Raw genomic sequence first — 22,788 nt, 5'->3', positions numbered from 1 at the left:
GGAGAAGACAATGCCAAAGCCAACTAAAGGCCCACGTTTGGGTTCAGGCCCATCACACGAGCGCTTGATTCTTCGTACTCTTGCTGAGCAATTGTTCGAGCACGGAAAGATCACAACTACAGAAGCAAAGGCGAAGCGTCTTCGTCCACTTGCTGAAAAGTTGATCACCTTCGGTAAGAAGGGCGACCTACCTGCTCGTCGTGAAGTAATGGCGCGTATCGCTAACAAGAGCGTTGTACACCAGCTCTTCACAGTGATTGCACCTACATTCGCTAACCGCGAAGGTGGATACACACGTATTACAAAGATCGGTCCACGTAAGGGCGACAACGCTCCTATGGCAGTGATCGAACTCGTAACAGATAAGTAAAACTAAGTAACTCTTACGATGGCGCAGCCCACTCTCTTTCCTGAGAGTGGGTTTCGTCGTTTAAGGATCGATATCGCCTACGACGGCACCAACTTCTTTGGCTGGGGCGCACAACCTGACCGTCGCACAATTCAGGATCTTGTTGAAGAGGCAATTTCACGTATCTCGCGAACAGATACCAACTCAATTGTGGCCGGACGAACCGATGCAGGCGTTCACGCAACTGGGCAGGTAATCCACGTTGATCTGCCTGATGCGATGTTTGCCGGAGATCTCAACTACATAGATTTCAGATACAAACTCAACCGCATCCTCGATGAAGATGTTCGCATCATGAATATCACCGATGCCCCCGAAGGATTCCACGCACGTTTTTCCGCCCTACGCCGATACTACGTTTACAAGATCATCGACAACAACGATGTGATTCCACCGCTTTCTCGATATGACGTTGCATCTTGGTATCGCCCACTCGACGTTAATCGAATGAATGAAGCGAGCAAGCTCGTTATCGGCCACCATGACTTTGCTGCCTTCTGTAAGTTCCGCCAAGGTGGAACAACTATTCGCTCTCTCGAAAAGTATGAGTGGAAGCGCACTGAAGATGGTTTGCTCGTTGCAGATGTTGTCGCCGATGCCTTCTGTTATTCCATGGTTCGAAACCTTGTGGGCGCAGTTGTCTGCGTTGCCGATGGTCGCAAAGATCCAAGTTGGATGGCTGAACTACTGGCCAATAAAGAGCGAGTGTCGGACTCACTTGTCTTTCCTGCGCGCGGCTTAAGCCTCTATCGCGTGGATTACCCAACTAATGATCAACTTCTTGAACGCGCAAAGGTCACCATCGGCAAGAGAGATGGCAGCGACTAGTGGGACATATTGATGTTTCAGCTGTTGAATATTCGCTATCTGATGGACGCGTCTTACTGAACGATGTCTCATTCCGCGTAGGCGATGGCGCAAAAGTTGCGCTGATTGGTCCCAACGGATCAGGAAAGACAACTCTTATTCGCATGATCTGCGGAGATATTTCACCGGATCAAGGAAGCGTTGCAATTACAGGCGGCCTCGGAGTTATGCGTCAGTTCATCGGTTCTGTGCGCGATGAAACAACGGTGCGCGAAATTCTTATCTCTGTGGCCCCGGCTCGTATTCGCGATGCTGCGGCAAAGATTATTGAGACCGAAAAGGTTATGAATGAAGATGGTTCTGAGAAGAGCCAGATGGCCTATGCCCAAGCAATTATCGATTGGGGCGATTGCGGTGGCTATGACTTCGAAGTCATCTGGGATAAATGCTGCACCGAAATGCTCGGTAAATCATTTGATGAAGTTGCCGAGCGCAAAGTGAATACTCTGTCTGGGGGAGAGCAGAAGAAGTTAGTTCTGCGCGCATTGCTTGAAGGTCCCGAAGAAGTGCTGCTTCTCGATGAGCCAGATAACTACCTTGATGTTCCATCAAAGCGATGGCTTGAAAAAGTAATTGGAGAGACGAAGAAATCGGTTCTTTTCGTCAGCCACGATCGTGAGCTTTTGCAGAACACAGCGACTCGAATTGTGGCGCTCGAACAAGGCGTCAATGGAAATACTGCTTGGGTTCATGGCGCAAAGTTTGATACTTGGCATGAAGCTCGCAAAGCTCGCAATGAAAGATTTGCCGAGTTACTACTTCGCTGGGAGCAAGAACATCAGCGTCTGATTGATTTGGTTCGCACCCTTCAGGTGCAAGCTGCAAGCTCTCCTGATATGGCAAATAAATATCATGCGATGCAGACACGTCTTCGTAAATTTGAAGAAGCTGGCGCGCCAGAAGCACCTCCTGTCGAGCAAGATGTAAAGGTCGGTTTGCGTGGAGGACGCACGGGTTTACGTGTGCTCACCTTTGAAAACGTGGCAATTGCAAACCTAACCGAACCATTTAACTTTGAAGTCTTCTTCGGTGATCGCATTGCAGTTCTCGGCAAGAACGGCACAGGTAAGTCGCACTTCTTCCGCATGATCTCTGGTGATGAAACGGTGAAGTACGCAGGCAACTTTAAAGTTGGTGCACGTGTTGAAATTGGTTACTTCGCACAGACACATTCGCACCCTGAGTTTGAAGGCAAGACTCTTCTTGAAATTCTCTGGGAGACCTATTCGTTGCAGCTTGGGCCAGCAAAGAGCGTGCTTCGTAAATATGAAATTGATAAGCAGGCAGAACAGAAGTTCACATCCCTTTCTGGGGGACAGCAAGCGCGCTTCCAGATCTTGCTGCTCGAACTTTCTGGTTCAACTCTGCTACTTCTTGATGAGCCAACAGATAACTTAGATTTAGCGAGCGCCGAATCTCTAGAGCACGCACTCGATCAATATGAAGGCACCGTCTTATCGGTAACCCACGACCGCTGGTTCACCCGTGGATTTAACAGATTCTTGGTCTTTGGGGCCGATGGCCAGGTCTACGAGAGCCCTGAGCCAGTCTTCGATTTCTAAGGATTTCTGAGCCCAGGTTCACGCGGGCTTTTGGGCCATTTTGACCCACCCCCCGCATGAAAGGTAAAGTTCCCCTCCTGCGCCAGCGAGGCGCTACACGTAAGTCCTAAGCTCAACTTAAAAGAAGAAGGTAATAAAGCATGCGTACATATAGCCCTAAGGCAGGAGACGTCGTCCGTAAGTGGCACGTCATCGATGCACAAGATGTTGTGCTCGGTCGTCTTGCAACTCACGCTGCAGTTCTTCTTCGCGGAAAGCACAAGGCAACATTCGCGCCACACATGGATATGGGTGACTTCGTCATCATCATCAACGCAGAGAAGATCGCACTCTCTGGCAACAAGGCGCTTACAAAGTTTGCACACCACCACTCAGGTTTCCCAGGCGGTCTTACATCGACTGTTTACGGCGAACTCATCGAGAAGCACCCAACACGTGCAGTAGAAAAGGCAATCAAGGGAATGCTTCCTAAGAACCGTCTTGGCGCACAGGTTGCATCAAAGCTCAAGGTTTACGCAGGTCCAGAGCATCCACATGCTGCACAGGCACCAACACCATATGTATTCACTCAAGTTTCACAGATCGCTAAGTAAGGGATAAAGAAGATATGTCAGATACAACTTTCAACGAGCTAGACGAGACAGAGACACCAACTTCTTACTCTTCTTCAACTCCTGCAGCTGCAACTAACCGCAAGGCAATCACAGCACCAGGTGCTGGTACAGGTCGCCGTAAGGAAGCAGTTGCTCGCGTTCGTCTCGTACCAGGTACAGGTCGTTGGGTTGTTAACGGCAAGACACTTGAAGCGTATTTCCCAAACAAGGTTCACCAGCAGCTCGTCTCTGAGCCATTCCGCACAGTAGGCGCTGAAAATACATACGATGTATTTGCACGCATCAACGGTGGTGGAGTTTCAGGTCAGGCTGGCGCACTTCGTCTCGGTGTTGCTCGTTCATTGAACGAGATTGATACAGAGGCAAACCGTCCAGCACTTAAGAAGGCTGGCTTCCTCAAGCGCGATGCACGCGTTATCGAACGTAAGAAGTACGGCCTTAAGAAGGCGCGTAAGCGTTCACAGTACTCAAAGCGTTAATTCTTTTTTATCTCGATATCCCGTTTGTTCCTGCAGTAAAGGAGTTGTTATGGCTCTCTTTGGAACAGACGGGATTCGTGCTTTAGCAAATAGCGAAACCCTCACAGCTGAAGTAGCTCTCGATGTCGCAGTAGCTGCAGCTCATATCCTCGTTGAATCATCATCGAATAAGGGCAAGCGCCCACGCGCAATCGTTGGTCAAGATTCACGCGCATCTGGTGAATTCCTGGAAGCAGCCGTTGCTGCAGGTCTTGCAAGTGCAGGTATCGATGTCTATCGCGTAGGTGTTCTACCGACTCCAGCCATTGCTTACCTCGTCGGAGAATCCGGTGCCGACCTTGGTGTCATGATCTCTGCTTCTCACAACCCAATGCCCGATAACGGAATTAAGTTGTTCTCACGCGGCGGCGGAAAGCTCGATGACGCAATTGAAGCAGCGATTGAAAAGCGTATGGGCGAGCCATGGACACGTCCCACTGGTCGCGGCGTTGGTCGCATTAATTTTGATGAGACAGCAAGTGATCGCTACCTCAACCACTTGCTCGCATCGGTTTCAACTCCTCTTAAGGGTTTAAAGATTGTTGTCGACTGTGCAAATGGCGCCTCATCTGTTGTCGGACCTCAAGCTTATGAAAAGGCCGGAGCAACCGTTATTGCAATTCATCACGCGCCAGATGGTTGGAATATCAACGAGAATTGCGGATCGACTCACCTCGAAGATTTACAGGCACGCGTTGTTGCCGAAGGCGCTGACTTTGGAATCGCACACGATGGCGATGCCGATCGCTGCCTGGCAGTAGATGCACAAGGCAACGTCATTGATGGCGATGCGATCATGACAATTCTGGGTCGCGGATTTAAAGAACGTGGAGCACTTAAGTCCAACACAATCGTTGGAACAGTGATGAGCAACCTTGGATTTATGCACGCGATGAAGGAATCGGGAATCGACGTTGTCACAACAGCAGTGGGTGATCGTTACGTTCTCGAGAAGATGCTGGAAGGCGATTTCTCATTGGGCGGCGAACAATCAGGCCACCTCATCATGCGCGAATTCGCAAATACCGGAGATGGAATCCTCACCGCTCTTCAATTAGCTCAAGAAGTAGTTCGCACCAAGAAGTCACTCGCCGAACTTGCGGCAACGATGAAGCGCTTCCCACAGGTTTTGATCAACGTTCCTAACGTTGCTAAAGAGAAGCTCAGCACTTCGAAGGCAATTGCGGATGCTGTTGCAAAGGCAGAATCCACATTGGGCGATGATGGCCGAGTATTACTTCGTGCCTCAGGTACCGAACCACTCATTAGAGTCATGGTCGAAGCCGCGAGTGATAACCTTGCACAAGAAATCGCAGCATCACTTGCTGCAGTAGTTAAGGCAGAACTGGGGAATTAATTCGTGTGCGGAATCGTGGGTTACACAGGACCACAATCTGCATTCACTCCCATCGTTGAAGGTCTGCGTCGCCTCGAATACCGCGGGTATGACTCAGCAGGTATTGCACTCGGAACCGGAACATCTCTCTTTGTAGAAAAGCGTGCAGGAAAGCTCGCCAACCTTGAAGGTGCACTTCCTGCCAATCTCCCAACTGTTCATTCAGGAATCGGCCACACTCGTTGGGCAACCCACGGTGGGCCAACAGATCGCAACGCGCATCCTCATTTAGATAACGAGGGCAAGCTCGCTGTCATTCACAACGGAATCATCGAAAATTACTCAGAACTCAAAGCAGAACTTGAAAAGCGCGGCCATAAGTTTGAATCTGAGACAGATACTGAATCTGTAGCGCACCTTCTATCTGAACTCCGCAAAGAACACGGTGGTGATCTCACAGCCGCAATGCGCGCTGCAGTTCGCCGCCTTCGCGGTTCTTTTACCCTTCTCGCAATCCATGCTGATGCACCCCAAACAATTGTGGGCGTTCGCCGTAATTCACCACTTGTTGCAGGCTTAGGTAAAGGCGAGAACTTCCTCGCATCCGATGTTGCAGCCTTTATCGATTACACCAAGCGAGCTGTCGAACTCGGCCAAGATGAAGTTGTCACAATTAGCCCTGAAGGCATCGCAATCTGCGACCTTGATGGCAAAGCGCTTCCACTGAAAGAGTACGAAATCACGTGGGATGCAGCAGCTGCTCAAAAGGGTGGTTTCGCGCACTTCATGCTCAAAGAAATCTTTGATCAACCAAAGGCAATCGCTGACACCTTGATTGGTCGCTTGAGCGATAACGATCAAGTTCTGCTCGATGAACTTCATATGAGCGATGATGAAATCAAGAAGATTAAGCGCATCTCAGTCATTGCCTGCGGAACTGCTTATCACGCAGGCATGGTCGCAAAGTATGCAATTGAAAAGTGGGCAAAGGTTCCAGTCGATGTAGAAATCGCATCCGAATACCGTTACCGCGATCCAATCGTTGATAAAGATTCTCTTGTTATCGCTATTTCACAATCTGGTGAAACCATGGATCTACTCATGGCTGTGCGCCATGCGAAAGCCGCGGGTGCTCGAGTACTCGCAGTCTGCAATACAAACTCTTCAACTATTCCTCGCGAATCAGATGCAGTGCTGTACACACATGCAGGACCAGAAATTGCTGTTGCATCAACGAAGGCATTTCTTACTCAGATTGTTGCTGTCTATTTGATTGGCCTCAAACTTGGACAAGTGCGCGGAACGCTTACCGATGCGCAGGTAAAGAGCCTCTATAACGAGATGCTCGAACTTCCTGGACAAGTTGAACAAATCCTCGAAACCATCGAACCGCTTCGCGAACTTACTCGTAAATTTGTAAAGAACAACACCGTCCTCTTCTTAGGTCGTGGCATCGAATATCCAGTTGCACTTGAAGGCGCACTCAAGCTCAAAGAGCTTGCCTATATTCACGCCGAAGGTTTTGCAGGTGGCGAACTTAAGCATGGTCCTATCGCTCTGATTGAAGAAGGCACTGCAGTGATTGCAATTCTTCCAACCAAGGATGAGCACGCACTCGATGAGAAAATGCTCAGCAACATTCAGGAAGTAAAGGCGCGCGGTGCTCGCGTTGTGGTTATTGCGCCAGAAGGTGCTGAAGTAATTGGCGCCGAGCACATCATTCGTATCCCGGTTGCTTCTCCTCTCTTCCAGCCAGTTCTCGCAACAGTTCCACTGCAGGTATTTGCATATGAGATTGCGGTTGCTCGCGGAACAGATGTCGATCAGCCACGAAACTTAGCTAAATCTGTAACAGTCGAGTAAGAGATGCCAACAGTTCTAGATCAGCGCCAGCGACAGATGCGTCGCGCACTGAAGTGGTCAGCAGGCTTATTTGCTGGATATCTCTACATCACCTACCAAGTACTTACTAATGGCTTTCTCATTCGCATCGACCGCGAACTTAATAATCTTGAACACCCACGCTTTACCGGCACAGTCGGATTCATCGTTCGCCGACTCGATGATTTAGGTCTTCGCAGCGTCTCTGGAATTTCCTTACTGATTGTCGCTCTCTATATTTCAAAGCGCTTTAAAACCTGGAGACCAATCAACCTCGGTCTATTGTCATTCATCTCTCTTAATGTTGTTGTGGGCGCATTTAAATATGGTTTAGGTCGTACAAAGCCGCGCGACGGTCTCGATATTTTGCACGCAGGTGGAATGTCTTATCCAAGTGGCCATGCCTCAAATGCAATCTTTATCTGGGGCGTTGTCGCCTATCTCATCTATCGCTACGCACATGTCGATCGCTACAACGGTCGCCTAGCAAGTGCTGGCGTAGGCCTACTTTCACTGACAGTCTGCGTCGTCTCTCTTCTTCGAAATACGCATTGGTTCCTTGATTTATTCGGCGGATTACTTCTAGGTGGAGCGCTTCTAGTCCTCATCATTGCGATAGATCGCTTCTTTCCATCTGATAGCCAACTTCACTAGCGCCTAATACACTCGCTCCCATGATTGATGGAATCGGCATCGATGTCGTGGATATTGCCCGATTCCTCGAATCCCTTGAACGCACCCCAAGCCTGCGCGAAAAGTTATTTACCGAATCTGAGCGCACGTTAAATTCTCAATCACTTGCTGCTCGCTTTGCTGCAAAGGAAGCTCTCTATAAGGCGTTAAGCCCAAGCCATGGCCTGCAATGGCATGAAGCAGAAGTCATCAGCGCTCCCAACGGAAAGCCTGAGTTCTTATTCCGCGGCGAAATCGCAGATCTCGTAGATGGTGCGCACGTACACCTATCTCTTTCACATGATGGCGGAATCGCATCCGCCATGGTGGTGGTTGAGCGATGAGAGCAGAAGTAATCGTTGATCTCAGCGCAATTAAGCACAATGTTGAGCTATTGAAGAAGACTGCCGGAACAAAGCTTCTCGCTGTCGTAAAAGCCGATGCATATGGACATGGACTTGTTCCCGTTGCGAAGGCGGCAATTTCTGCTGGCGCTGATTATCTAGGTGTTGCTCTTCTTGAAGAAGCGATTGCTCTTCGAGAGGCCGGTATTGAAGCGCCGATTCTTGCGTGGTTGGTTCAACCTGGTTCAGATTTCAAGAAGGCGATCGAACTCGATATTGATGTAGCGGCAGCTTCACTGAAAGCCCTGCAAGAGATATCAGATGCATCTGAAAGCAAGAAAGCGCGTGTTCATCTCGAAGTCGACACTGGTATGACTCGTGGGGGATTCCTTTCTGAATGGGACCAGCTCACTGCAGAACATTTAAAGAACGTAGAAGTTGTTGGAATCTTCTCTCACTTTGCTCGCGCCGACGAACCCGGCGAAGCGCAGAACGATGAACAACTTGCTCGATTTAACGATATGGTTGAACGAGTTCGCTCATTTGGATTCACCAACGTTATTCGCCACTTATCAAATTCGGCTGCAACAATAAAAAATCACGCAGCAGCCTTCGATATGGTCCGTACCGGAATTGCGATGTATGGACTTTCTCCCGATGTGAAGACACTCGGTAATTCTCAGAGCCTTGCATTAAGACCAGCGATGCAACTTCGCGCCGCGATGTATCTTGTTAAAGATGTTCCTGCAGATACACCGGTGGGTTATGGCGCATCTGAAAGCACAACAGCTGATACCAAACTTGGTGTGATTGCTATGGGTTATGCAGATGGAATTCCTCGTATAGCTCATGGAGCAGGGGTCTGGTCAGCAGGTAAGAAAGCGTTCAGCATTGGCCGAGTTTCTATGGATCAATTTGTCGTTGATTTAGGTGCGCAATCAAAGGCGCAATCCGGTGATTGGGTTGTGATTTTTGGCAATGGCTCGCATGGTGAGTTCACAGCTGATGATTGGGGCGCAGCTTCACAGACAATTAACTACGAGATAGTTACACGAATCGGTCCTCGTGTGCCTAGAATCTACGCAGCCCATGTCTACTAATTCACCGCTCCTGCAAGCCAAAGGCGTCTCTGTCTCCTTTGGTGGGCTACGCGCTCTCCATGATGTCTATCTCGATCTTCATAAGAATGAGGTCGTCGGAGTCATCGGGCCCAACGGCGCTGGTAAGACAACTCTCTTTAACGCTATCTGCGGATTAGTAACTCCCGATTCAGGAACATTCTCTTTCGAAGGCGAAGAACGTTCTTGGCCACGGACAGATCAATTAGCAGACCTAGGAATCGCGCGCACTCTTCAAGGTGTTGGATTATTTCCTGATCTCACAGTTCTAGAAAATGTGATGATTGGTGCGCAGAAGTTCGCAAAGACTGGATTGATCTCAGCAAGTTTTGGAAAGAACACTCGCGATGAAGCAGAGCTTGCAGAGCGCTCTATGGCAGCGCTCGAACGCGTGTATGCCGGCGCCCTCGCAGATCGCCGTGCCAGCACTCTTGCTTATCCTGACACGAAGCGCGTTGCTATCGCTCGCGCACTTGTCAGCGAACCTAAAGTCTTGATGCTCGATGAACCAGCAGGTGGACTTGGACCGCAAGATATTGAGTGGATGAACGGCCTTATCCGTAACCTCACAGCGCACATGTCAGTGCTCATCGTTGAACACCATATGGATGTTGTGATGTCGGTGTGCGATCGTCTCTATGTTCTTAACTTCGGTGAAGTAATTTCAAGTGGCTCAGCCGAAGTCGTTCGTCGCGATCCTGCAGTGATTGCTGCCTATCTCGGAACGGGGGCATAAGTGAGCCTCGTAGTAAAAGATTTGATTGTCGACCACGGTGCAATCCGTGCCATCAGCGGGGTTTCATTTACCGTCGAAACCGGAAAGCTCTCAGCCGTTATTGGTGCAAATGGCGCTGGTAAATCAACGCTACTTCGCACTCTTTCGGGACTTAATAAGGCAACAGAAGGCACTGCGCATTGGGGCGATCACAACCTCTTGCATGGCAAGCCTGAATCCCATGTTCGCCAAGGTGTTTCACATGTATCAGAAGGAAAGTCAGTTGTTGCCGAACTTACCGTTGAAGAGAACTTAGATTTAGGTGCGCTCTGGCGCCGTAATAAGAAAGAGGCGGCTGAAACAAAACAGCAAGTAATCGATCTTTTCCCTCGACTCGGTGAACGTCTTGAACAACGCGCAGATACGTTATCTGGGGGAGAACGTCAGATGCTCGCTATCGGTCGCGCGCTGATGTCTAAGCCAAAGTTACTTCTTCTTGACGAGCCCTCACTCGGTCTTGCTCCACTTGTTATCGAACAAATCTTTCAAACAATTCGCGGAATCGTCGACGCTATGAATCTCACCGTTGTTCTCGTAGAACAGAATGCAATGGGCGCTCTCAAAATTGCAGATTCTGCGGTAGTTCTCAACCTTGGCCGAGTCGCAATTTCAGGAAGCGCAGCAGATCTCATCGCCGACCCAGCAGTGCGTACTGCTTACTTGGGGTACTAATGACTCAATTTATTGACATGCTTCTCATCGGAATCGGTGCCGGTTCAATTTATGCGCTAATGGCAATCGCAATGGTTTTAGTATGGCGTTCAACCCGAGTCATCAACTTCGCTCAAGCAGGCATGGCGCTTCTTTCTACATACATTGGTTTCGAACTTGTGCAGCGCACAGGCAACTTTTGGATTGCACTTCCTCTCGCGATGATTCTCGGAGCTCTATTTAGCGCACTGGTCGAGATCCTTTTGATCCGCACTTTGATTAAACACAGCACCACCGGTCCGGTTGCGGGCATCGTTCCCATCATCGCAACTCTTGGATTGCTCGGTTTTATTCGAGCAACAATTGGTTTCATTTGGGGCAACCAAGATATTCAAATCCAGCCTCCGCTTTCTAAGGTTGGGTTCAAGATTGGCGAAGACACCATCGCTCTGTCTCCAATGAATTTACTTGTACTGCTTACTGTCATTGGGATGGTTCTTATTCTCGGATTTATTTTCCAGAAGACCAGCTTGGGACTTTCACTTCGCGCATCTGCTTATTCACCTGAGATCGCACAGCTTGCAGGAATTCGCGTTGGAGCCATTCGCACAATTGGATGGGCGATCGCAGGTGCAGCTGGCGCGGCAGCTGGGCTACTTCAAACAGTTAACGGAACTGGCGCCGTATCTCCAGATTCACTCGAATTCAGTCTCTTACTTACATTTGGATTTATCGCAGCAGTTATCGGTGGACTTGAATCATTGCCGGGTGCGGTACTCGGAGCCGTTGTTCTTGGACTTGTCCTAGCGGTTGTTCAGATCTACATCAGCGGAACGTTGGTCTTTATCGTGGCCTTCGCGCTACTTCTTCTAGTTCTTCTAATTCGCCCACAAGGATTTATCGGAGCGAAGGCAGGTCGCCGTGCTTAAGAAACACCCTCTATTCGGCTTCATCCTCTTTGGAGTAATTCTCTTCCTCCTCAGTAATCGAGTTGATGAACTTCGAGTCTTCCAAGGTGCAACAGTTGCAATCTATGTCATTGCTATCGCATCAATTATTTTACTTACAGGTTATTCAGGTCAGGTTTCATTAGGACATGGAGCACTCCTTGCAATCGGAGGATATGCAGCAGCGCTTTCACGTAATTACTGGGGAGCTCCAGTCTGGTTAACTTTCTGTATCGCCGTCCTTGCTGCAGCTCTTGGTGGTTATCTACTTGGCCTTGCTGCAGCGCGATTAAGCGGCCCGTACTTAGCAGGAACAACACTTGCTCTTGCAATTGGTCTTCCTTCTATTGCAAATCAATTTTCGATTCTTGGTGGCGAACAAGGTCTTCTCTATGACATCGGTCTACCACCAACATCACTCGGCGCTGATTTCACTCAATACAAGTGGTACTTCTGGATCTCAGCTTTGGCAGCTCTCGTAACAATTTATTGGTTACGAAATGTTATGAATTCTCGATACGGCAGAAGTTGGAAAGCGGTCCGCAGCAACGATGTTGCCGCCGAACTTGCAGGAATCAATGTAGGCCGCAATAAAGTCCTCGCATTTACCGTGAGCGCAGGCGTAGCTGGTCTTGCCGGAGCCCTTTTAGCCATGACTATCAGCACTGTCTCACCCGGAGCCTTCCCGCTAGCGCTCTCGTTTTCCCTGGCGACAGGCGCGGTGCTATCTGGCGTAACTACCCTCGGAGGCGTAATGATTGGGGCAGTGACATTGGTAGCGATACCTGAAATCGTCGATACGGTCGTACACCGTTTCGAGAGCTCAGAGGCAGTTGCCAATAACTTGCCCGGTCTCTTGGTTAGTACGTTACTAATTTTGACAGTGCTATTTGTCCCAAATGGCCCAGTCGAACAAATGCGTGCGCGCCATGAAAAGCGAGCAAAGCGTTAGAACATCCCTTTAGGGAAATACCTAAAGGCCCTCGATGGAAGGAATGACATGATCCGTACAAATCGTCGGAAGTTAGCTCTAACTTCTGCGGTGCTAGCAGTTGTAGCAATGACAGCTAGCTCGTTACCTGCACAAGCAGCATCTGATCCAGGTGTAACTTCAACATCAATCAAATTGGGTATTACCGTCCCAATGACTGGTATTGCAGCTCCTGGCTATAACAAGATTCCAGGCGCAATGAAGGCGTACTTTGATTACGTCAACGCCAACGGTGGAGTAAATGGTCGCAAGATTACTTTGGTAATCAAGGACGATCAGTACATCCCAACAACTGCTGTCGCGAAGGCGAACGAGCTCATCCTCAAGGATAAAGTTTTTGCACTTGTTGGAACTCTTGGAACCGCAAGCACAAAGGCGATTTCAGCTTCAACACAGCTCGCTAAGCGCGGAATTCCTTCACTCTTTGTAAATACAGGATTCAGCGGATTTGCTGACAAGAAGGCTTACCCAACAACATTCTCAGTTCTTCCTTCCTATTACATGGAAGCAAAGATCATGGGCAAGTTCCTCAAGGATAAGTATGCAGATAAGAAAATTGCACTTATCTTCCAGGACGATGACTTTGGTCGCGATGCGCTAGCTGGCTTCAAGCAGGCAGGCGTCACATTCACAACTGCAATACCTTACGCATCAGGTTCACAGTCACTACCTGCAACAGGTGCTGGCTGGATCTCAAAGCTCAAGGCGGCGGGCACTGAAGTAACAGTTCTCTTCGGTGTTTCATCAGCATCAACTGCAGCACTTGCTAACGCATACGCTGCCGGTTACAAGACTCAATGGGTTCTAGGTTCAGTTGGTGGCGATGCAACAACTATCGCTGCAAGCAATAAGGCCTATGTACCACTTCTCTTCGGCGCAAAGGGCTTCTCATTCGCTCCAGCACCAAGTGATTCATCTGATGAATACATCAAGCTATTCCAGTCAATCTATGCATCAGCTCAGCCAACACAGACTTTCGACAACAACGTTGTTGCAGGTATGTCTAACGCCTTCCTTGCAGTACAGGCAATCAAGGCAACTGGTTCAAACCTCACACGTGCAGGATTGATTAAGACTATTGAGACTAAGGGCGCGTCACTCGCGAGCCCATTCCTCACTCCACTCGGATATTCAGCGACATCTCACGTAGGTGCAACTGGGTACTGGATTGGTACATATGACCAGACTGGTGCACTTAAGCCAGATGGTGGCAAGTACACCGTCTACACAACAGACTCAGGTAGCGGACCGGTTGTTGAATCTTCATTCAAGCGCCCAGCAATGCCTGCGAAGGGATTACCTAACTAATGAAAATCTCAACTCGTAAGTCACGCTTCTTTACAACAGTTGCCGCTGCAGCTCTTGTAGCGACAGCGGTCGTTGCAATTCCATCAACTGCTCAAGCAGCTGATCCACAGTGCGCCACTGCTAAGTTTGTAACTCAGTGCGCAGGTGCGGGTGCTGATGGCGCTCCATACCTCATGATCGCAGCAGCGAACTTCAACGGAACAGTATTCATCTGGTCCCACGGAATTCGTCCAGCAATCAATATCCCAGCAACTCTTGCTCCAGTAGGTCCATACACAATCACCAATGCGGCTGAACCAGGTCCTGGTGCATCTGAAGGAAATATGACCGTCATCAATGCACTTGTTGCAGCTGGTTACGGTGTTGCTGGTTCTGGCTATTCTCGCCAGAGCTTGAATGTTACTGAGGCGCTTAATGCAAACGTTGAACTCATCGGTGCATTTAAGAAGAAGTTCCCAACAACCAAGAAGGTAATCGCTTGGGGTCAGTCACTTGGAACTATTCACTCACAGAAGCTCGTTGAGACAAATCCAGATCTCGTAGATGGACTTGTCTTAGCTTGCCCGGCTGCAAATCCAAGTGATGCACTTGTTAATTACTTCGGTGATGCGCTTTACGGATTCAAGGCTTACTTCGATCCAAGCATCAAGGTTGGTGGCTACTCAACTGATCCTGTTGTTCGTCAGCAAGAGCAGCTTGCAAACATTGGCAAGGTACTTACTGTTCTCGGTAAGTTATCAGCTGGACTTTCATCAGGCGCATGGCCTGATACAGCAAGCCCTGCAGGTAAAGCTCTTCAGGCAGCAGGAATACCATCACGCTCTGCACTTCTTGCAGTTGGTTTGATGGCAGGAATTCCTACACGAAGCAAGCACGTTGATGGAACTTCAGGTCCTAAGGGTTCTGAAGAGCTCTATCCATTGGCTATCGCACCAGCAGTTGCAATCCTTGAAAACATGGGAACTGTTGGCGTAGCTGGAAGCTTGCTCATCGCAGATGGAGAATTACTTGCAGGTGGAAAGGTCTTCGATAACACAAAGACCGATTACGCAGCTCGTATCTCAGCAGAACGCGACATCTTCTCAATGGCACTCAGTGGCAATACAGCAACCGATGCAATCCTTGCAGCGCTTGCTGCAACTCCACGTGAAACCGCAGATGCGTCAGCAGTTGCAAAGATTCCATCACTTATTGGCCTCAAGGGAACAATCACGAAGCCAACTGTGATGATTGCAACGGAATCAGATGAATACACTCCTGCATCTGTTGCGCAGTGGTATATCGATGGTTACGGCGAGCAATTCGCTGCAGCTAAGGATGCTGCTATTGCAGCTGCAAAGAAATCACGTAGCTACCAAGCTCCAGTAAATAAGTTGGTAACACTTTGGGCAAAGACTGCTCCTAAGTACTCCAAGTTCACTGCTGCTGGTTCACCTGATCTCACCGCTGCAGTAGGCGCTGGAACAGGTCACTGCCTCTACACATCAGATCAGTGGTTAGCCGCTGCAAAGATGGCTGCGGCAGCAGTTAACACGGGCAAGTTCCCTAACCAGGGACCAATCGTGACAGCCGCTAAGAAGGTTGGCTTGTCATATGACAACAAGTTCCGAGTTCCGACTTTCAAGTCACTCTCGTAACGAATAATTAAGCAAGGAAGGGCCTCAGGGAAACCTGGGGCCCTTCTTCTTTTCTCAACTATCCTCAACCAGTGAAGATTGCTACAGCCACCGATATGCACGACCTTGGTAAGCGCATTGGCGCAAAGTGCGTAGCTGGCGATCTCATCCTTCTCAATGGTCCACTTGGCGCAGGTAAGACCGTTCTGGTTCAGGGGATCGGTGAAGCTCTTGGAATCAGCGATGTCACTTCTCCAACCTTTGTCATCTCTCGTATCCATAAAGCGCCGCTGCCATTGATCCATGTCGATGCTTATCGATTGCTTGAGGGCGGAAATGCCGCGCTATATCTAGATGATCTTGATTTGGATTCACCTCGCGAGAACGCTGTCACTGTTATCGAATGGGGCGGGGAAGAGTCGGCTCGATTGAGCGAAGAGCGTTTGGAAATTGTTATTGATCGGACCGATGACGTTCGTGAAGTCACCATGACTCCTGTTGGTGCACGTTGGCAGGGGTTTAGCTCATGACTCTTGCTCTTGCGATAGATACATCTACTTCGCGAACCATCGTTGGAATCATCGATGGCGACAACGTTCTCTTCGAAAAGTTTCATGAAGGTGCAACCGATCACGGTCGCGCACTTTCTCAATTAGTTGCAGAAGCCCTCAAGGTTTCACATCCGCCTAAGCAAGTGGTCGTGGGAATGGGCCCAGGTCCTTTCACTGGTTTGCGGGTTGGAATTTCATTTGCTCATGCCTTTGGATTAGCACGCAATATTCCCGTGATTGGTGTCTGTTCATTAGATGCAATTGCAATCGATGAGAATGAATACATAGTTGCGATTGATGCGCGACGTAAGGAGATTTACTGGGCTCACTATAAAGATGGCGTGCGCATCGAAGGACCTTCAGTGAGCAAGCCTGCCGAAGTTGATGGATTCATCATTGATCAATATCCGGATATGAAGAAGCTCGTTGCGTTGAGCAGTTCACAGAACGTGACCGAACCGATGTACCTGCGTCGGCCCGATGCTGTTCCGACGGCGGAGCGATCATGATTACCTATCGTCAACCTATTGCTTTAGACATTCCAGTCCTTGCTTCCTACGAGAAGCAGCTCTTTCCTTATTCGCCTTGGAATACAGCACAATTTAAAGAAGAGTTTGCGGGCATTCCAACCACCCGTTACATGTCAGTTGCAGAAGCTGACAATAAAATTATTGGATATTGCGGAGTATTTGTCCCAGCCCCTGGCGTTGAGGCAGACATTCTGACTGTGGCTGTTCTGCCTGAATATCGCAGACAGGGCATTGCCAAAGAGTTTATGCGCCAGATCGAAGAGTGGTCTAAGGAGCGCGGAGCTAGCGCCATGATGCTTGAAGTAGAGCAGACCAATGAGTCAGCCATAGAGCTCTACAAATCTCTTGGTTACATGAAGATCTCTGTACGCATGGATTACTACGGTCCAGGTAAAGACGCCTTCGTAATGCGAAAGGACTTTGCCTAATGCAGCCTGTAGTCCTTGGTATTGAAACTTCGTGTGATGAAACCGCCATTGGCATTGTTCGCGGGCGTACCTTGCTGGCAAATGTCATTGCATCCAGTGTTGATGAACATGCACGCTTTGGGGGAGTAGTTCCTGAAATCGCATCGCGCGCGCACTTAGAAGCAATGCTCCCAAGTATCGAACTCGCACTGAAAGAATCTCAAGTTTCACTTTCAGATATTGATGCAGTTGCTGTAACTGCTGGTCCTGGTTTAGTCGGTGCACTTCTTGTGGGAGTAGCTTCGGCTAACGGGCTGGCACAAGGACTTGGTCGTCCGCTTTACGGAGTCAACCACTTAGCTGCTCACGTATCTGTTGATTACTTAACCCATGATCAACCAACTGATCCGACAATCGCACTTCTTGTCAGCGGTGGACACTCATCGCTTCTTCAAGTTGATGACATCACAGGTTCAATTACAAAACTTGGCGCAACGATGGATGATGCAGCAGGTGAAGCTTTCGACAAGATCGCTCGTATTCTCGAATTAGGTTTTCCTGGTGGACCTGCAATCGATCGCGAAGCGGTAAACGGATCTGCGAGCGCCATCGATTTCCCGCGTGGACTCACAACAACTAATGACTGGGCCACTCGTCCATACGATTTCTCATTCTCAGGACTTAAGACAGCACTGGCTCGTTACCTTGAAAGCACTCCGTCATATGTTCGCGCAGATGTTGCAGCTTCATTCCAAGAAGCGGTTGTCGATGTCCTACTTCTGAAAGCCTTGGCTGCTTGTAAATCGTCAGGGATTGATTCGCTGGTGATCGCAGGGGGAGTCGCGGCCAACTCACGTCTTCGCGCCGTTGCTGCCGAGCGCTGCGAGAAGGCCGGCATCCAGCTCCGTATTCCCAGCCCGGCCCTGTGCACCGATAACGGGGCGATGGTTGCCTCACTGGGCAGCCTCATGGTCAGCGCCGGCAGACCGGCCACCCAGGGCGCCTTTGACGCAGATTCGAGCCTGAAGGTCGAGCAAGTCAGCCTCTAACTCTCAATTTGCCCCGGGGAATAAGCGCCCATAGGCTTGGCGTTAGCACTCTAGGGTCGACACTGCTAAAGCAGGTGAGCCCCGAAGATAGTGAATATCTCGAAGTTAAACCTCGATAAAAAGGAGTACAACCATGGCAGTAGCCATTAAGCCGCTCGAAGATCGCATCGTTGTTAAGGCAACTGAAGCTGAAACAACAACTGCATCAGGTCTCGTTATCCCAGATACAGCGAAAGAGAAGCCACAGGAAGGCACAGTTGTTGCAGTCGGCCCAGGCCGCTTCGATGATGGCGTTCGCGTACCGATGGATGTAAAGGTCGGCGATGTCGTTCTCTACAGCAAGTACGGCGGAACTGAAGTTCGCTACAACAACGAGGAGTACCTCGTACTTTCTGCTCGCGACATCCTCGCAGTAATCGAGAAGTAATCCATGGGCAAAATGTTGGAATTCGACGAGCATGCTCGTCGCGCAATGGAACGTGGAGTTAACCAACTCGCGGATACCGTCAAGGTAACACTCGGACCTAAGGGCCGTAACGTCGTCATCGCTAAGTCATTTGGCGCACCAACAATCACAAACGATGGTGTGACAATTGCCAAGGAGATCGAACTTTCAGATCCAGTAGAAAACATGGGCGCACAGCTCGTTAAGGAAGTTGCTACAAAGACCAACGATGTCGCTGGCGATGGAACAACAACTGCAACAGTGCTTGCTCAGGCAATGGTTAAGGAAGGTCTTCGTAACCTTGCTGCCGGCGCACAGCCAATGGATCTCAAGCAGGGAATCGAAGCAGCTGTTGAGGCAATCTCAGCTCGTCTTCGCGAGAACGCAACTGTCGTAAAAGACAAGGCGCAGATCGCAGATGTTGCAACGATTTCAGCACAAGATCGCGCAATCGGAGATCTCATCGCAGAAGCGATGGATAAGGTCGGCAAAGATGGCGTCATCACTGTTGAAGAAGCATCAACAACAGCTCTCGAACTCGAATTCACAGAAGGAATGCAGTTCGATAAGGGCTACATCTCTCCATACTTCGTCACCGATCAAGATCGCATGGAATCTGTACTTGAAGATGCTTACATCCTTCTCGTCAGCAACAAGGTCTCAGCTCTTGCTGAACTTCTTCCACTTCTTGAGAAGGTTTCTCAGGCAGGAAAGCCACTTCTTATCATCGCTGAAGACGTTGAAGGTGAAGCGCTTTCAACTCTCGTTGTAAACCGCATGCGCGGAGTATTTACTTCCGTTGCCGTTAAGGCACCTGCATTCGGAGATCGTCGCAAGTCAATCTTGCAGGACATTGCAATCCTTACAGGTGCAACTGTTATCTCTGAAGAAGTTGGTATGAAGCTCGAGGCTGCAACTCTTGAAGATCTCGGTCGCGCTCGTCGCATCGTGGTCACAAAAGAGACAACCACAATCGTTGATGGCGCTGGCGACAAGTCATCAGTATCAGGACGTATTGGCGAACTTCGTGCAGAGATTTCACAATCTGATTCTGACTGGGATCGCGAAAAGCTTCAGGAGCGAGTTGCAAAGCTCTCTGGTGGAGTTTGCGTAATCAAGGTCGGCGCACATACTGAAGTTGAGTTGAAGGAGAAGAAGCACCGTCTTGAAGATGCAATCTCTGCAACTCGCGCAGCTGTTGAAGAAGGAATCGTTATCGGCGGAGGCGCTGCACTCGTGCATGCTGCAGATGCTCTTAATGACAACCTCGGCTTCACAGGTGATAAGGCTGTCGGTGTTGCACTTGTCCGCAAGGCATGTGATGAACCACTTCGCTGGATTGCAGAGAACGCTGGACTCGAAGGCTACGTAGTAGTTGCAAAGGTCCGCGCAATGAAGCATAACGAAGGCTTCAACGCTGCAACTGATGTCTATGGCGATCTTGCAAAAGATGGCGTCATCGACCCAGTAAAGGTGACTCGTTCAGCACTCGCTAATGCTGCATCAATTGCTGCAATGTTCATTACAACAGAAGCTGTTGTATTCGAGCGTCCAGCAAATGAAGAGCCAGCATCAAGCGGCCACGGCCACTCACACGGTCCTGGTGGGCATAGCCACTAAGTAATTAGTAAAGAAAAATCCCCCGTCACTCTTTTGAGTGCGGGGGATTTTCTATTTCCCTTAGGAGGAAAAATTAAGATGCGTGCGAAATAAGAGGAATGCCGCGGCGTTCTAAGATCACTGCGCGGTCATCTTCTGAGAGACCTCCCCAGATGCCGTATGGCTCCTGAACTGCAAGTGCATGTGTGCGGCAGGCTTGAATGACTGGGCATGAAGCACAGACAGCCTTCGCAGCGTTCTCGCGATTGCGACGACGGGGACCACGTTCTCCATCTGGATGGAAGAACATCTCTGAATCCATTGATCGGCATGATCCTTCGTACTGCCATTCCCATTGCTCAGCAATAGGTTGCGGTAGACGTGATAGTTCAGCCATGTGGTTCTCCTTTGTCGTTGATAAGTGCACAATACAATCGTTTCATAGGTTGTTCAAGTACCTAACGCGCCATATCTTGTTCAGTGGTCGAAATGTCCGATTTTCAAGTGGTGAGTTACCCCACTTCACGCCACGATATCGTCATGGCGAAGAGCGCTTCAGGAGACACTGAAGAGAAACTGACGGTGGCAGCAGTTGCCCGCCGCATTGGCGTAGCTCCTGCCACTTTGCGCACATGGGATCGCCGCTATGGCCTCGGACCATCAGAGCATGAAGAAGGCGAACACCGCCGTTACTGCCCAAATGATTTAGCCAAGCTCACCATGATGCGCCGACTTATCGTTGCCGGCGTTACTCCTGCCGACGCTGCTGAACAAGCCAAGGCTTGTAAGACAGCCGTCCCGCTAAAGAAGATCGTTAAAGAATTTGAAGTCCGTGAAGAAGTTGTCGATGCACTCTATAAAGCCCTACAAGGTTTTGATCGCGCCTTTGTTGAAACCACTTTGGCCCATGAGATTGAAACGTATGGCGTTGAAGGTGCATGGTCTGATGTCATTGTTCCAACCCTCTTTTTAATTGGTGAAGAATGGGAGAACAATCAGAAGGGCATCGAGGTTGAACATCTCTTCTCTGAAATTCTTACACGCACAATGCATAACCGAGTTGTTGAATTAAAGAAGCCAATTAATCCGCGCCCTGTTTTAATCGCAGCAGTCGGTGAAGAACTTCACTCAATCCCTTTATATGCCCTTGCGGCAGCTCTCTGCGAACGTAATATTCAGGCCACTGTCCTTGGCGCTCGCACACCACTTGAAGCTTTATCTGCGATGGTCACTCGAAGCGCGCCACCTGCAATCTTCCTCTGGGCGCAATTGCCAAAGAATGCCGAACAGAAATATTGGAACGAGTTACCTGCAATCCGCCCTGCCCCACGAGTTGTCATTGGGGGACCCGGTTGGGACTCCATTAACTGTGACGATGTCACCAAGGCCGAGGGCCTTGAGCATGCATGTGAGGAAATTACGCAGGCTTTAGGCGCTTAATTGAGCAGGTAGACTGCGCTCTCGTAGCTATACAAGGGGGCCGCCATGATCGATTCTGAGAAGGTCGCGCTCCTTGGCCTGACATATGACGATGTCCTTCTTCTTCCTGACGCATCCGATGTAGTCCCTTCCGAGGTCGACACATCTACTCGCCTCACACGTAATATCACTTTGGCCGTTCCGGTCGTCTCATCTGCAATGGATACCGTCACTGAATCAACGATGGCTATCGCCATGGCAAAGGCTGGCGGAATCGGAATCATCCACCGCAACTTGCCGGTCGATGAGCAAGTAACTCACGTCAAACTTGTAAAGAACGTTGGCCTTGCAGGAGCAGCAGTAGGTGTGGGCGAAGATGGTTTTGCTCGCGCACAGAAGTTGATTGAAGCAGGCGTCGATGTTGTTGTCGTAGATACTGCCCACGGACATCACCGCGCAGTTCTTGAAGCTATCGAGCGAATTAAGAAGTTTTCTTCCACCATCGAAATCATTGGTGGAAACGTTGCAACTCGCGCAGGTGCACAAGCACTCATCAATGCAGGAGCAGATGCCGTCAAGGTTGGCGTTGGTCCAGGGTCAATCTGCACTACTCGCGTTGTTGCCGGTGTCGGAGTTCCACAGGTAACTGCAATCATGGAAGCTGCTAAGGCATGTAACAAGGCAGGCATTCCACTTATCGCAGATGGTGGACTTCAATATTCAGGCGACATCGTTAAAGCAATTGTTGCTGGTGCACATTCAGTGATGCTCGGTTCACTTCTTGCAGGTTGCGAAGAATCTCCTGGCGAACTCGTTGAAATCGATGGCCGCAAGTACAAGGCATATCGCGGAATGGGTTCACTCGGTGCGATGCAATCTCGCGGAGAAAAGAAGTCATACTCCAAGGATCGTTACATGCAAGACGATGTACTTTCCGAAGACAAACTTGTACCTGAAGGAATTGAAGGCAAGGTTGCTTACCGCGGACCTGTTGCTGATGTTATTCACCAACTTGTTGGCGGACTCCGTAGCGGAATGGGTTATGCCGGAGCACCTGATATCGAAACTCTGCGCCACGAAGGTCGCTTGATTCAAATTACTGCAGCTGGCTTACAGGAGAGCCACCCACATGATGTTCTGCATGTGGCCGATGCCCCTAACTACAGCAAGAAGAAATAA

Annotated in this window: 25 protein-coding genes; 24 read left to right on the top strand and 1 reads right to left on the bottom strand. The window is 49.6% G+C overall.

The window, feature by feature from the left end; translation table 11 throughout:
* The first annotated feature begins 10 nt into the window (after positions 1–10).
* From rplQ to groL, 22 genes are all read left to right on the top strand, one after another.
* Positions 11–370: a 50S ribosomal protein L17 gene (gene rplQ, locus A1sIA56_RS05470; RefSeq protein ID WP_095531053.1), complete on the top strand. Its 360-nt coding sequence runs from the start codon at positions 11–13 to the stop codon at positions 368–370.
* Between the two features lie 18 nt (positions 371–388).
* Entirely contained in the window at positions 389–1,237 is an 849-nt protein-coding gene (gene truA / locus A1sIA56_RS05465) for a tRNA pseudouridine(38-40) synthase TruA (RefSeq protein WP_095673914.1), read from the top strand.
* Positions 1,237–2,838 (top strand): ABC-F family ATP-binding cassette domain-containing protein, encoded by a 1,602-nt coding sequence (locus tag A1sIA56_RS05460; RefSeq protein ID WP_095673913.1) that lies wholly within the window; start codon positions 1,237–1,239, stop codon positions 2,836–2,838. The genes truA and A1sIA56_RS05460 overlap by 1 nt, the downstream gene beginning before the upstream one ends.
* A gap of 140 nt (positions 2,839–2,978) precedes the next feature.
* Positions 2,979–3,431, top strand: coding sequence for a 50S ribosomal protein L13 (gene rplM / locus A1sIA56_RS05455; RefSeq protein WP_095673912.1), 453 nt, complete (start codon positions 2,979–2,981; stop codon positions 3,429–3,431).
* A gap of 14 nt (positions 3,432–3,445) precedes the next feature.
* Positions 3,446–3,931 (top strand): 30S ribosomal protein S9, encoded by a 486-nt coding sequence (gene rpsI, locus A1sIA56_RS05450; RefSeq protein WP_095531057.1) that lies wholly within the window; start codon positions 3,446–3,448, stop codon positions 3,929–3,931.
* 49 nt (positions 3,932–3,980) lie between these two features.
* Positions 3,981–5,327, top strand: a complete 1,347-nt coding sequence (gene glmM / locus A1sIA56_RS05445; RefSeq protein WP_095673911.1) for a phosphoglucosamine mutase — start codon at positions 3,981–3,983, stop codon at positions 5,325–5,327.
* Positions 5,328–5,330: 3 nt separating this feature from the next.
* On the top strand, positions 5,331–7,169 hold the full coding sequence (gene glmS / locus A1sIA56_RS05440) for a glutamine--fructose-6-phosphate transaminase (isomerizing) (RefSeq protein WP_095673910.1): 1,839 nt from the start codon (positions 5,331–5,333) through the stop codon (positions 7,167–7,169).
* Between the two features lie 3 nt (positions 7,170–7,172).
* Positions 7,173–7,841 (top strand): phosphatase PAP2 family protein, encoded by a 669-nt coding sequence (locus A1sIA56_RS05435; protein WP_223298425.1) that lies wholly within the window; start codon positions 7,173–7,175, stop codon positions 7,839–7,841.
* Positions 7,842–7,861: 20 nt separating this feature from the next.
* A complete protein-coding gene (locus tag A1sIA56_RS05430) occupies positions 7,862–8,203 on the top strand; it encodes a holo-ACP synthase (RefSeq protein WP_095673909.1) in 342 nt (113 codons plus the stop codon).
* The gene (alr, locus tag A1sIA56_RS05425) at positions 8,200–9,303 is read left to right on the top strand and encodes an alanine racemase (RefSeq protein ID WP_095673908.1); all 1,104 of its coding nucleotides are present in this window, start codon (positions 8,200–8,202) and stop codon (positions 9,301–9,303) included. Before A1sIA56_RS05430 ends, alr begins: the two co-directional genes overlap by 4 nt.
* The gene (locus A1sIA56_RS05420; RefSeq protein WP_095673907.1) at positions 9,293–10,057 is read left to right on the top strand and encodes an ABC transporter ATP-binding protein; all 765 of its coding nucleotides are present in this window, start codon (positions 9,293–9,295) and stop codon (positions 10,055–10,057) included. The genes alr and A1sIA56_RS05420 overlap by 11 nt, the downstream gene beginning before the upstream one ends.
* Positions 10,058–10,768, top strand: a complete 711-nt coding sequence (locus A1sIA56_RS05415) for an ABC transporter ATP-binding protein (RefSeq protein ID WP_095673906.1) — start codon at positions 10,058–10,060, stop codon at positions 10,766–10,768.
* Positions 10,768–11,676 (top strand): branched-chain amino acid ABC transporter permease, encoded by a 909-nt coding sequence (locus tag A1sIA56_RS05410; RefSeq protein ID WP_095673905.1) that lies wholly within the window; start codon positions 10,768–10,770, stop codon positions 11,674–11,676. The genes A1sIA56_RS05415 and A1sIA56_RS05410 overlap by 1 nt, the downstream gene beginning before the upstream one ends.
* On the top strand, positions 11,669–12,646 hold the full coding sequence (locus A1sIA56_RS05405) for a branched-chain amino acid ABC transporter permease (RefSeq protein WP_095673904.1): 978 nt from the start codon (positions 11,669–11,671) through the stop codon (positions 12,644–12,646). Before A1sIA56_RS05410 ends, A1sIA56_RS05405 begins: the two co-directional genes overlap by 8 nt.
* A gap of 48 nt (positions 12,647–12,694) precedes the next feature.
* Positions 12,695–13,993: an ABC transporter substrate-binding protein gene (locus A1sIA56_RS05400; protein ID WP_095673903.1), complete on the top strand. Its 1,299-nt coding sequence runs from the start codon at positions 12,695–12,697 to the stop codon at positions 13,991–13,993.
* Positions 13,993–15,630: a serine aminopeptidase domain-containing protein gene (locus tag A1sIA56_RS05395; RefSeq protein ID WP_095673902.1), complete on the top strand. Its 1,638-nt coding sequence runs from the start codon at positions 13,993–13,995 to the stop codon at positions 15,628–15,630. Before A1sIA56_RS05400 ends, A1sIA56_RS05395 begins: the two co-directional genes overlap by 1 nt.
* A gap of 95 nt (positions 15,631–15,725) precedes the next feature.
* On the top strand, positions 15,726–16,139 hold the full coding sequence (tsaE, locus tag A1sIA56_RS05390) for a tRNA (adenosine(37)-N6)-threonylcarbamoyltransferase complex ATPase subunit type 1 TsaE (protein ID WP_095674197.1): 414 nt from the start codon (positions 15,726–15,728) through the stop codon (positions 16,137–16,139).
* Positions 16,136–16,669, top strand: a complete 534-nt coding sequence (tsaB, locus tag A1sIA56_RS05385) for a tRNA (adenosine(37)-N6)-threonylcarbamoyltransferase complex dimerization subunit type 1 TsaB (RefSeq protein ID WP_095673901.1) — start codon at positions 16,136–16,138, stop codon at positions 16,667–16,669. Before tsaE ends, tsaB begins: the two co-directional genes overlap by 4 nt.
* Entirely contained in the window at positions 16,666–17,118 is a 453-nt protein-coding gene (gene rimI, locus A1sIA56_RS05380) for a ribosomal protein S18-alanine N-acetyltransferase (protein ID WP_223298423.1), read from the top strand. Before tsaB ends, rimI begins: the two co-directional genes overlap by 4 nt.
* Complete coding sequence (gene tsaD / locus A1sIA56_RS05375; protein WP_095673899.1) at positions 17,118–18,146, top strand: tRNA (adenosine(37)-N6)-threonylcarbamoyltransferase complex transferase subunit TsaD; 1,029 nt, start codon at positions 17,118–17,120, stop codon at positions 18,144–18,146. Before rimI ends, tsaD begins: the two co-directional genes overlap by 1 nt.
* Positions 18,147–18,279: 133 nt before the next feature.
* Positions 18,280–18,573 (top strand): co-chaperone GroES, encoded by a 294-nt coding sequence (gene groES, locus A1sIA56_RS05370; protein ID WP_095673898.1) that lies wholly within the window; start codon positions 18,280–18,282, stop codon positions 18,571–18,573.
* Positions 18,574–18,576: 3 nt separating this feature from the next.
* A complete protein-coding gene (groL, locus tag A1sIA56_RS05365) occupies positions 18,577–20,211 on the top strand; it encodes a chaperonin GroEL (RefSeq protein WP_095673897.1) in 1,635 nt (544 codons plus the stop codon).
* A gap of 73 nt (positions 20,212–20,284) precedes the next feature.
* Here the strand turns inward: groL and A1sIA56_RS05360 are convergent, their stop codons facing one another.
* Positions 20,285–20,587: a WhiB family transcriptional regulator gene (locus A1sIA56_RS05360; protein ID WP_095673896.1), complete on the bottom strand. Its 303-nt coding sequence runs from the start codon at positions 20,585–20,587 to the stop codon at positions 20,285–20,287.
* Positions 20,588–20,679: 92 nt separating this feature from the next.
* Here A1sIA56_RS05360 and A1sIA56_RS05355 point away from each other — a divergent pair, with 92 nt between their 5' ends.
* Both A1sIA56_RS05355 and guaB read left to right on the top strand, forming a co-directional pair.
* The gene (locus tag A1sIA56_RS05355; protein WP_223298422.1) at positions 20,680–21,630 is read left to right on the top strand and encodes a MerR family transcriptional regulator; all 951 of its coding nucleotides are present in this window, start codon (positions 20,680–20,682) and stop codon (positions 21,628–21,630) included.
* A 45-nt stretch (positions 21,631–21,675) separates the two neighbouring features.
* A complete protein-coding gene (gene guaB, locus A1sIA56_RS05350) occupies positions 21,676–22,788 on the top strand; it encodes an IMP dehydrogenase (RefSeq protein WP_095673894.1) in 1,113 nt (370 codons plus the stop codon).

The sequence above is a fragment of the Candidatus Planktophila sulfonica genome, assembly GCF_002288065.1.
Classification (GTDB): Bacteria; Actinomycetota; Actinomycetes; order Nanopelagicales; family Nanopelagicaceae; genus Planktophila; species Planktophila sulfonica.
Note: the sequence above shows the minus strand (reverse complement) of the source record. Positions and strands in the feature narration are given on the sequence as shown.

Excerpts from the sequence above, each read along its gene's own strand:
- A1sIA56_RS05400 (WP_095673903.1), top strand. The coding sequence starts at position 12,695 with ATGATCCGTACAAATCGTCGGAAGTTAGCTCTAACTTCTGCGGTGCTA.
- A1sIA56_RS05435 (WP_223298425.1), top strand. The coding sequence starts at position 7,173 with ATGCCAACAGTTCTAGATCAGCGCCAGCGACAGATGCGTCGCGCACTG.
- A1sIA56_RS05420 (WP_095673907.1), top strand. The coding sequence starts at position 9,293 with ATGTCTACTAATTCACCGCTCCTGCAAGCCAAAGGCGTCTCTGTCTCC.
- groL (WP_095673897.1), top strand. The coding sequence starts at position 18,577 with ATGGGCAAAATGTTGGAATTCGACGAGCATGCTCGTCGCGCAATGGAA.
- rplQ (WP_095531053.1), top strand. The coding sequence starts at position 11 with ATGCCAAAGCCAACTAAAGGCCCACGTTTGGGTTCAGGCCCATCACAC.
- rimI (WP_223298423.1), top strand. The coding sequence starts at position 16,666 with ATGATTACCTATCGTCAACCTATTGCTTTAGACATTCCAGTCCTTGCT.
- alr (WP_095673908.1), top strand. The coding sequence starts at position 8,200 with ATGAGAGCAGAAGTAATCGTTGATCTCAGCGCAATTAAGCACAATGTT.
- A1sIA56_RS05360 (WP_095673896.1), bottom strand. The coding sequence starts at position 20,587 with ATGGCTGAACTATCACGTCTACCGCAACCTATTGCTGAGCAATGGGAA.
- groES (WP_095673898.1), top strand. The coding sequence starts at position 18,280 with ATGGCAGTAGCCATTAAGCCGCTCGAAGATCGCATCGTTGTTAAGGCA.
- tsaD (WP_095673899.1), top strand. The coding sequence starts at position 17,118 with ATGCAGCCTGTAGTCCTTGGTATTGAAACTTCGTGTGATGAAACCGCC.
- A1sIA56_RS05410 (WP_095673905.1), top strand. The coding sequence starts at position 10,768 with ATGACTCAATTTATTGACATGCTTCTCATCGGAATCGGTGCCGGTTCA.
- A1sIA56_RS05355 (WP_223298422.1), top strand. The coding sequence starts at position 20,680 with ATGTCCGATTTTCAAGTGGTGAGTTACCCCACTTCACGCCACGATATC.
- rplM (WP_095673912.1), top strand. The coding sequence starts at position 2,979 with ATGCGTACATATAGCCCTAAGGCAGGAGACGTCGTCCGTAAGTGGCAC.
- A1sIA56_RS05430 (WP_095673909.1), top strand. The coding sequence starts at position 7,862 with ATGATTGATGGAATCGGCATCGATGTCGTGGATATTGCCCGATTCCTC.
- guaB (WP_095673894.1), top strand. The coding sequence starts at position 21,676 with ATGATCGATTCTGAGAAGGTCGCGCTCCTTGGCCTGACATATGACGAT.
- truA (WP_095673914.1), top strand. The coding sequence starts at position 389 with ATGGCGCAGCCCACTCTCTTTCCTGAGAGTGGGTTTCGTCGTTTAAGG.
- tsaE (WP_095674197.1), top strand. The coding sequence starts at position 15,726 with ATGCACGACCTTGGTAAGCGCATTGGCGCAAAGTGCGTAGCTGGCGAT.
- glmM (WP_095673911.1), top strand. The coding sequence starts at position 3,981 with ATGGCTCTCTTTGGAACAGACGGGATTCGTGCTTTAGCAAATAGCGAA.
- rpsI (WP_095531057.1), top strand. The coding sequence starts at position 3,446 with ATGTCAGATACAACTTTCAACGAGCTAGACGAGACAGAGACACCAACT.
- A1sIA56_RS05395 (WP_095673902.1), top strand. The coding sequence starts at position 13,993 with ATGAAAATCTCAACTCGTAAGTCACGCTTCTTTACAACAGTTGCCGCT.
- tsaB (WP_095673901.1), top strand. The coding sequence starts at position 16,136 with ATGACTCTTGCTCTTGCGATAGATACATCTACTTCGCGAACCATCGTT.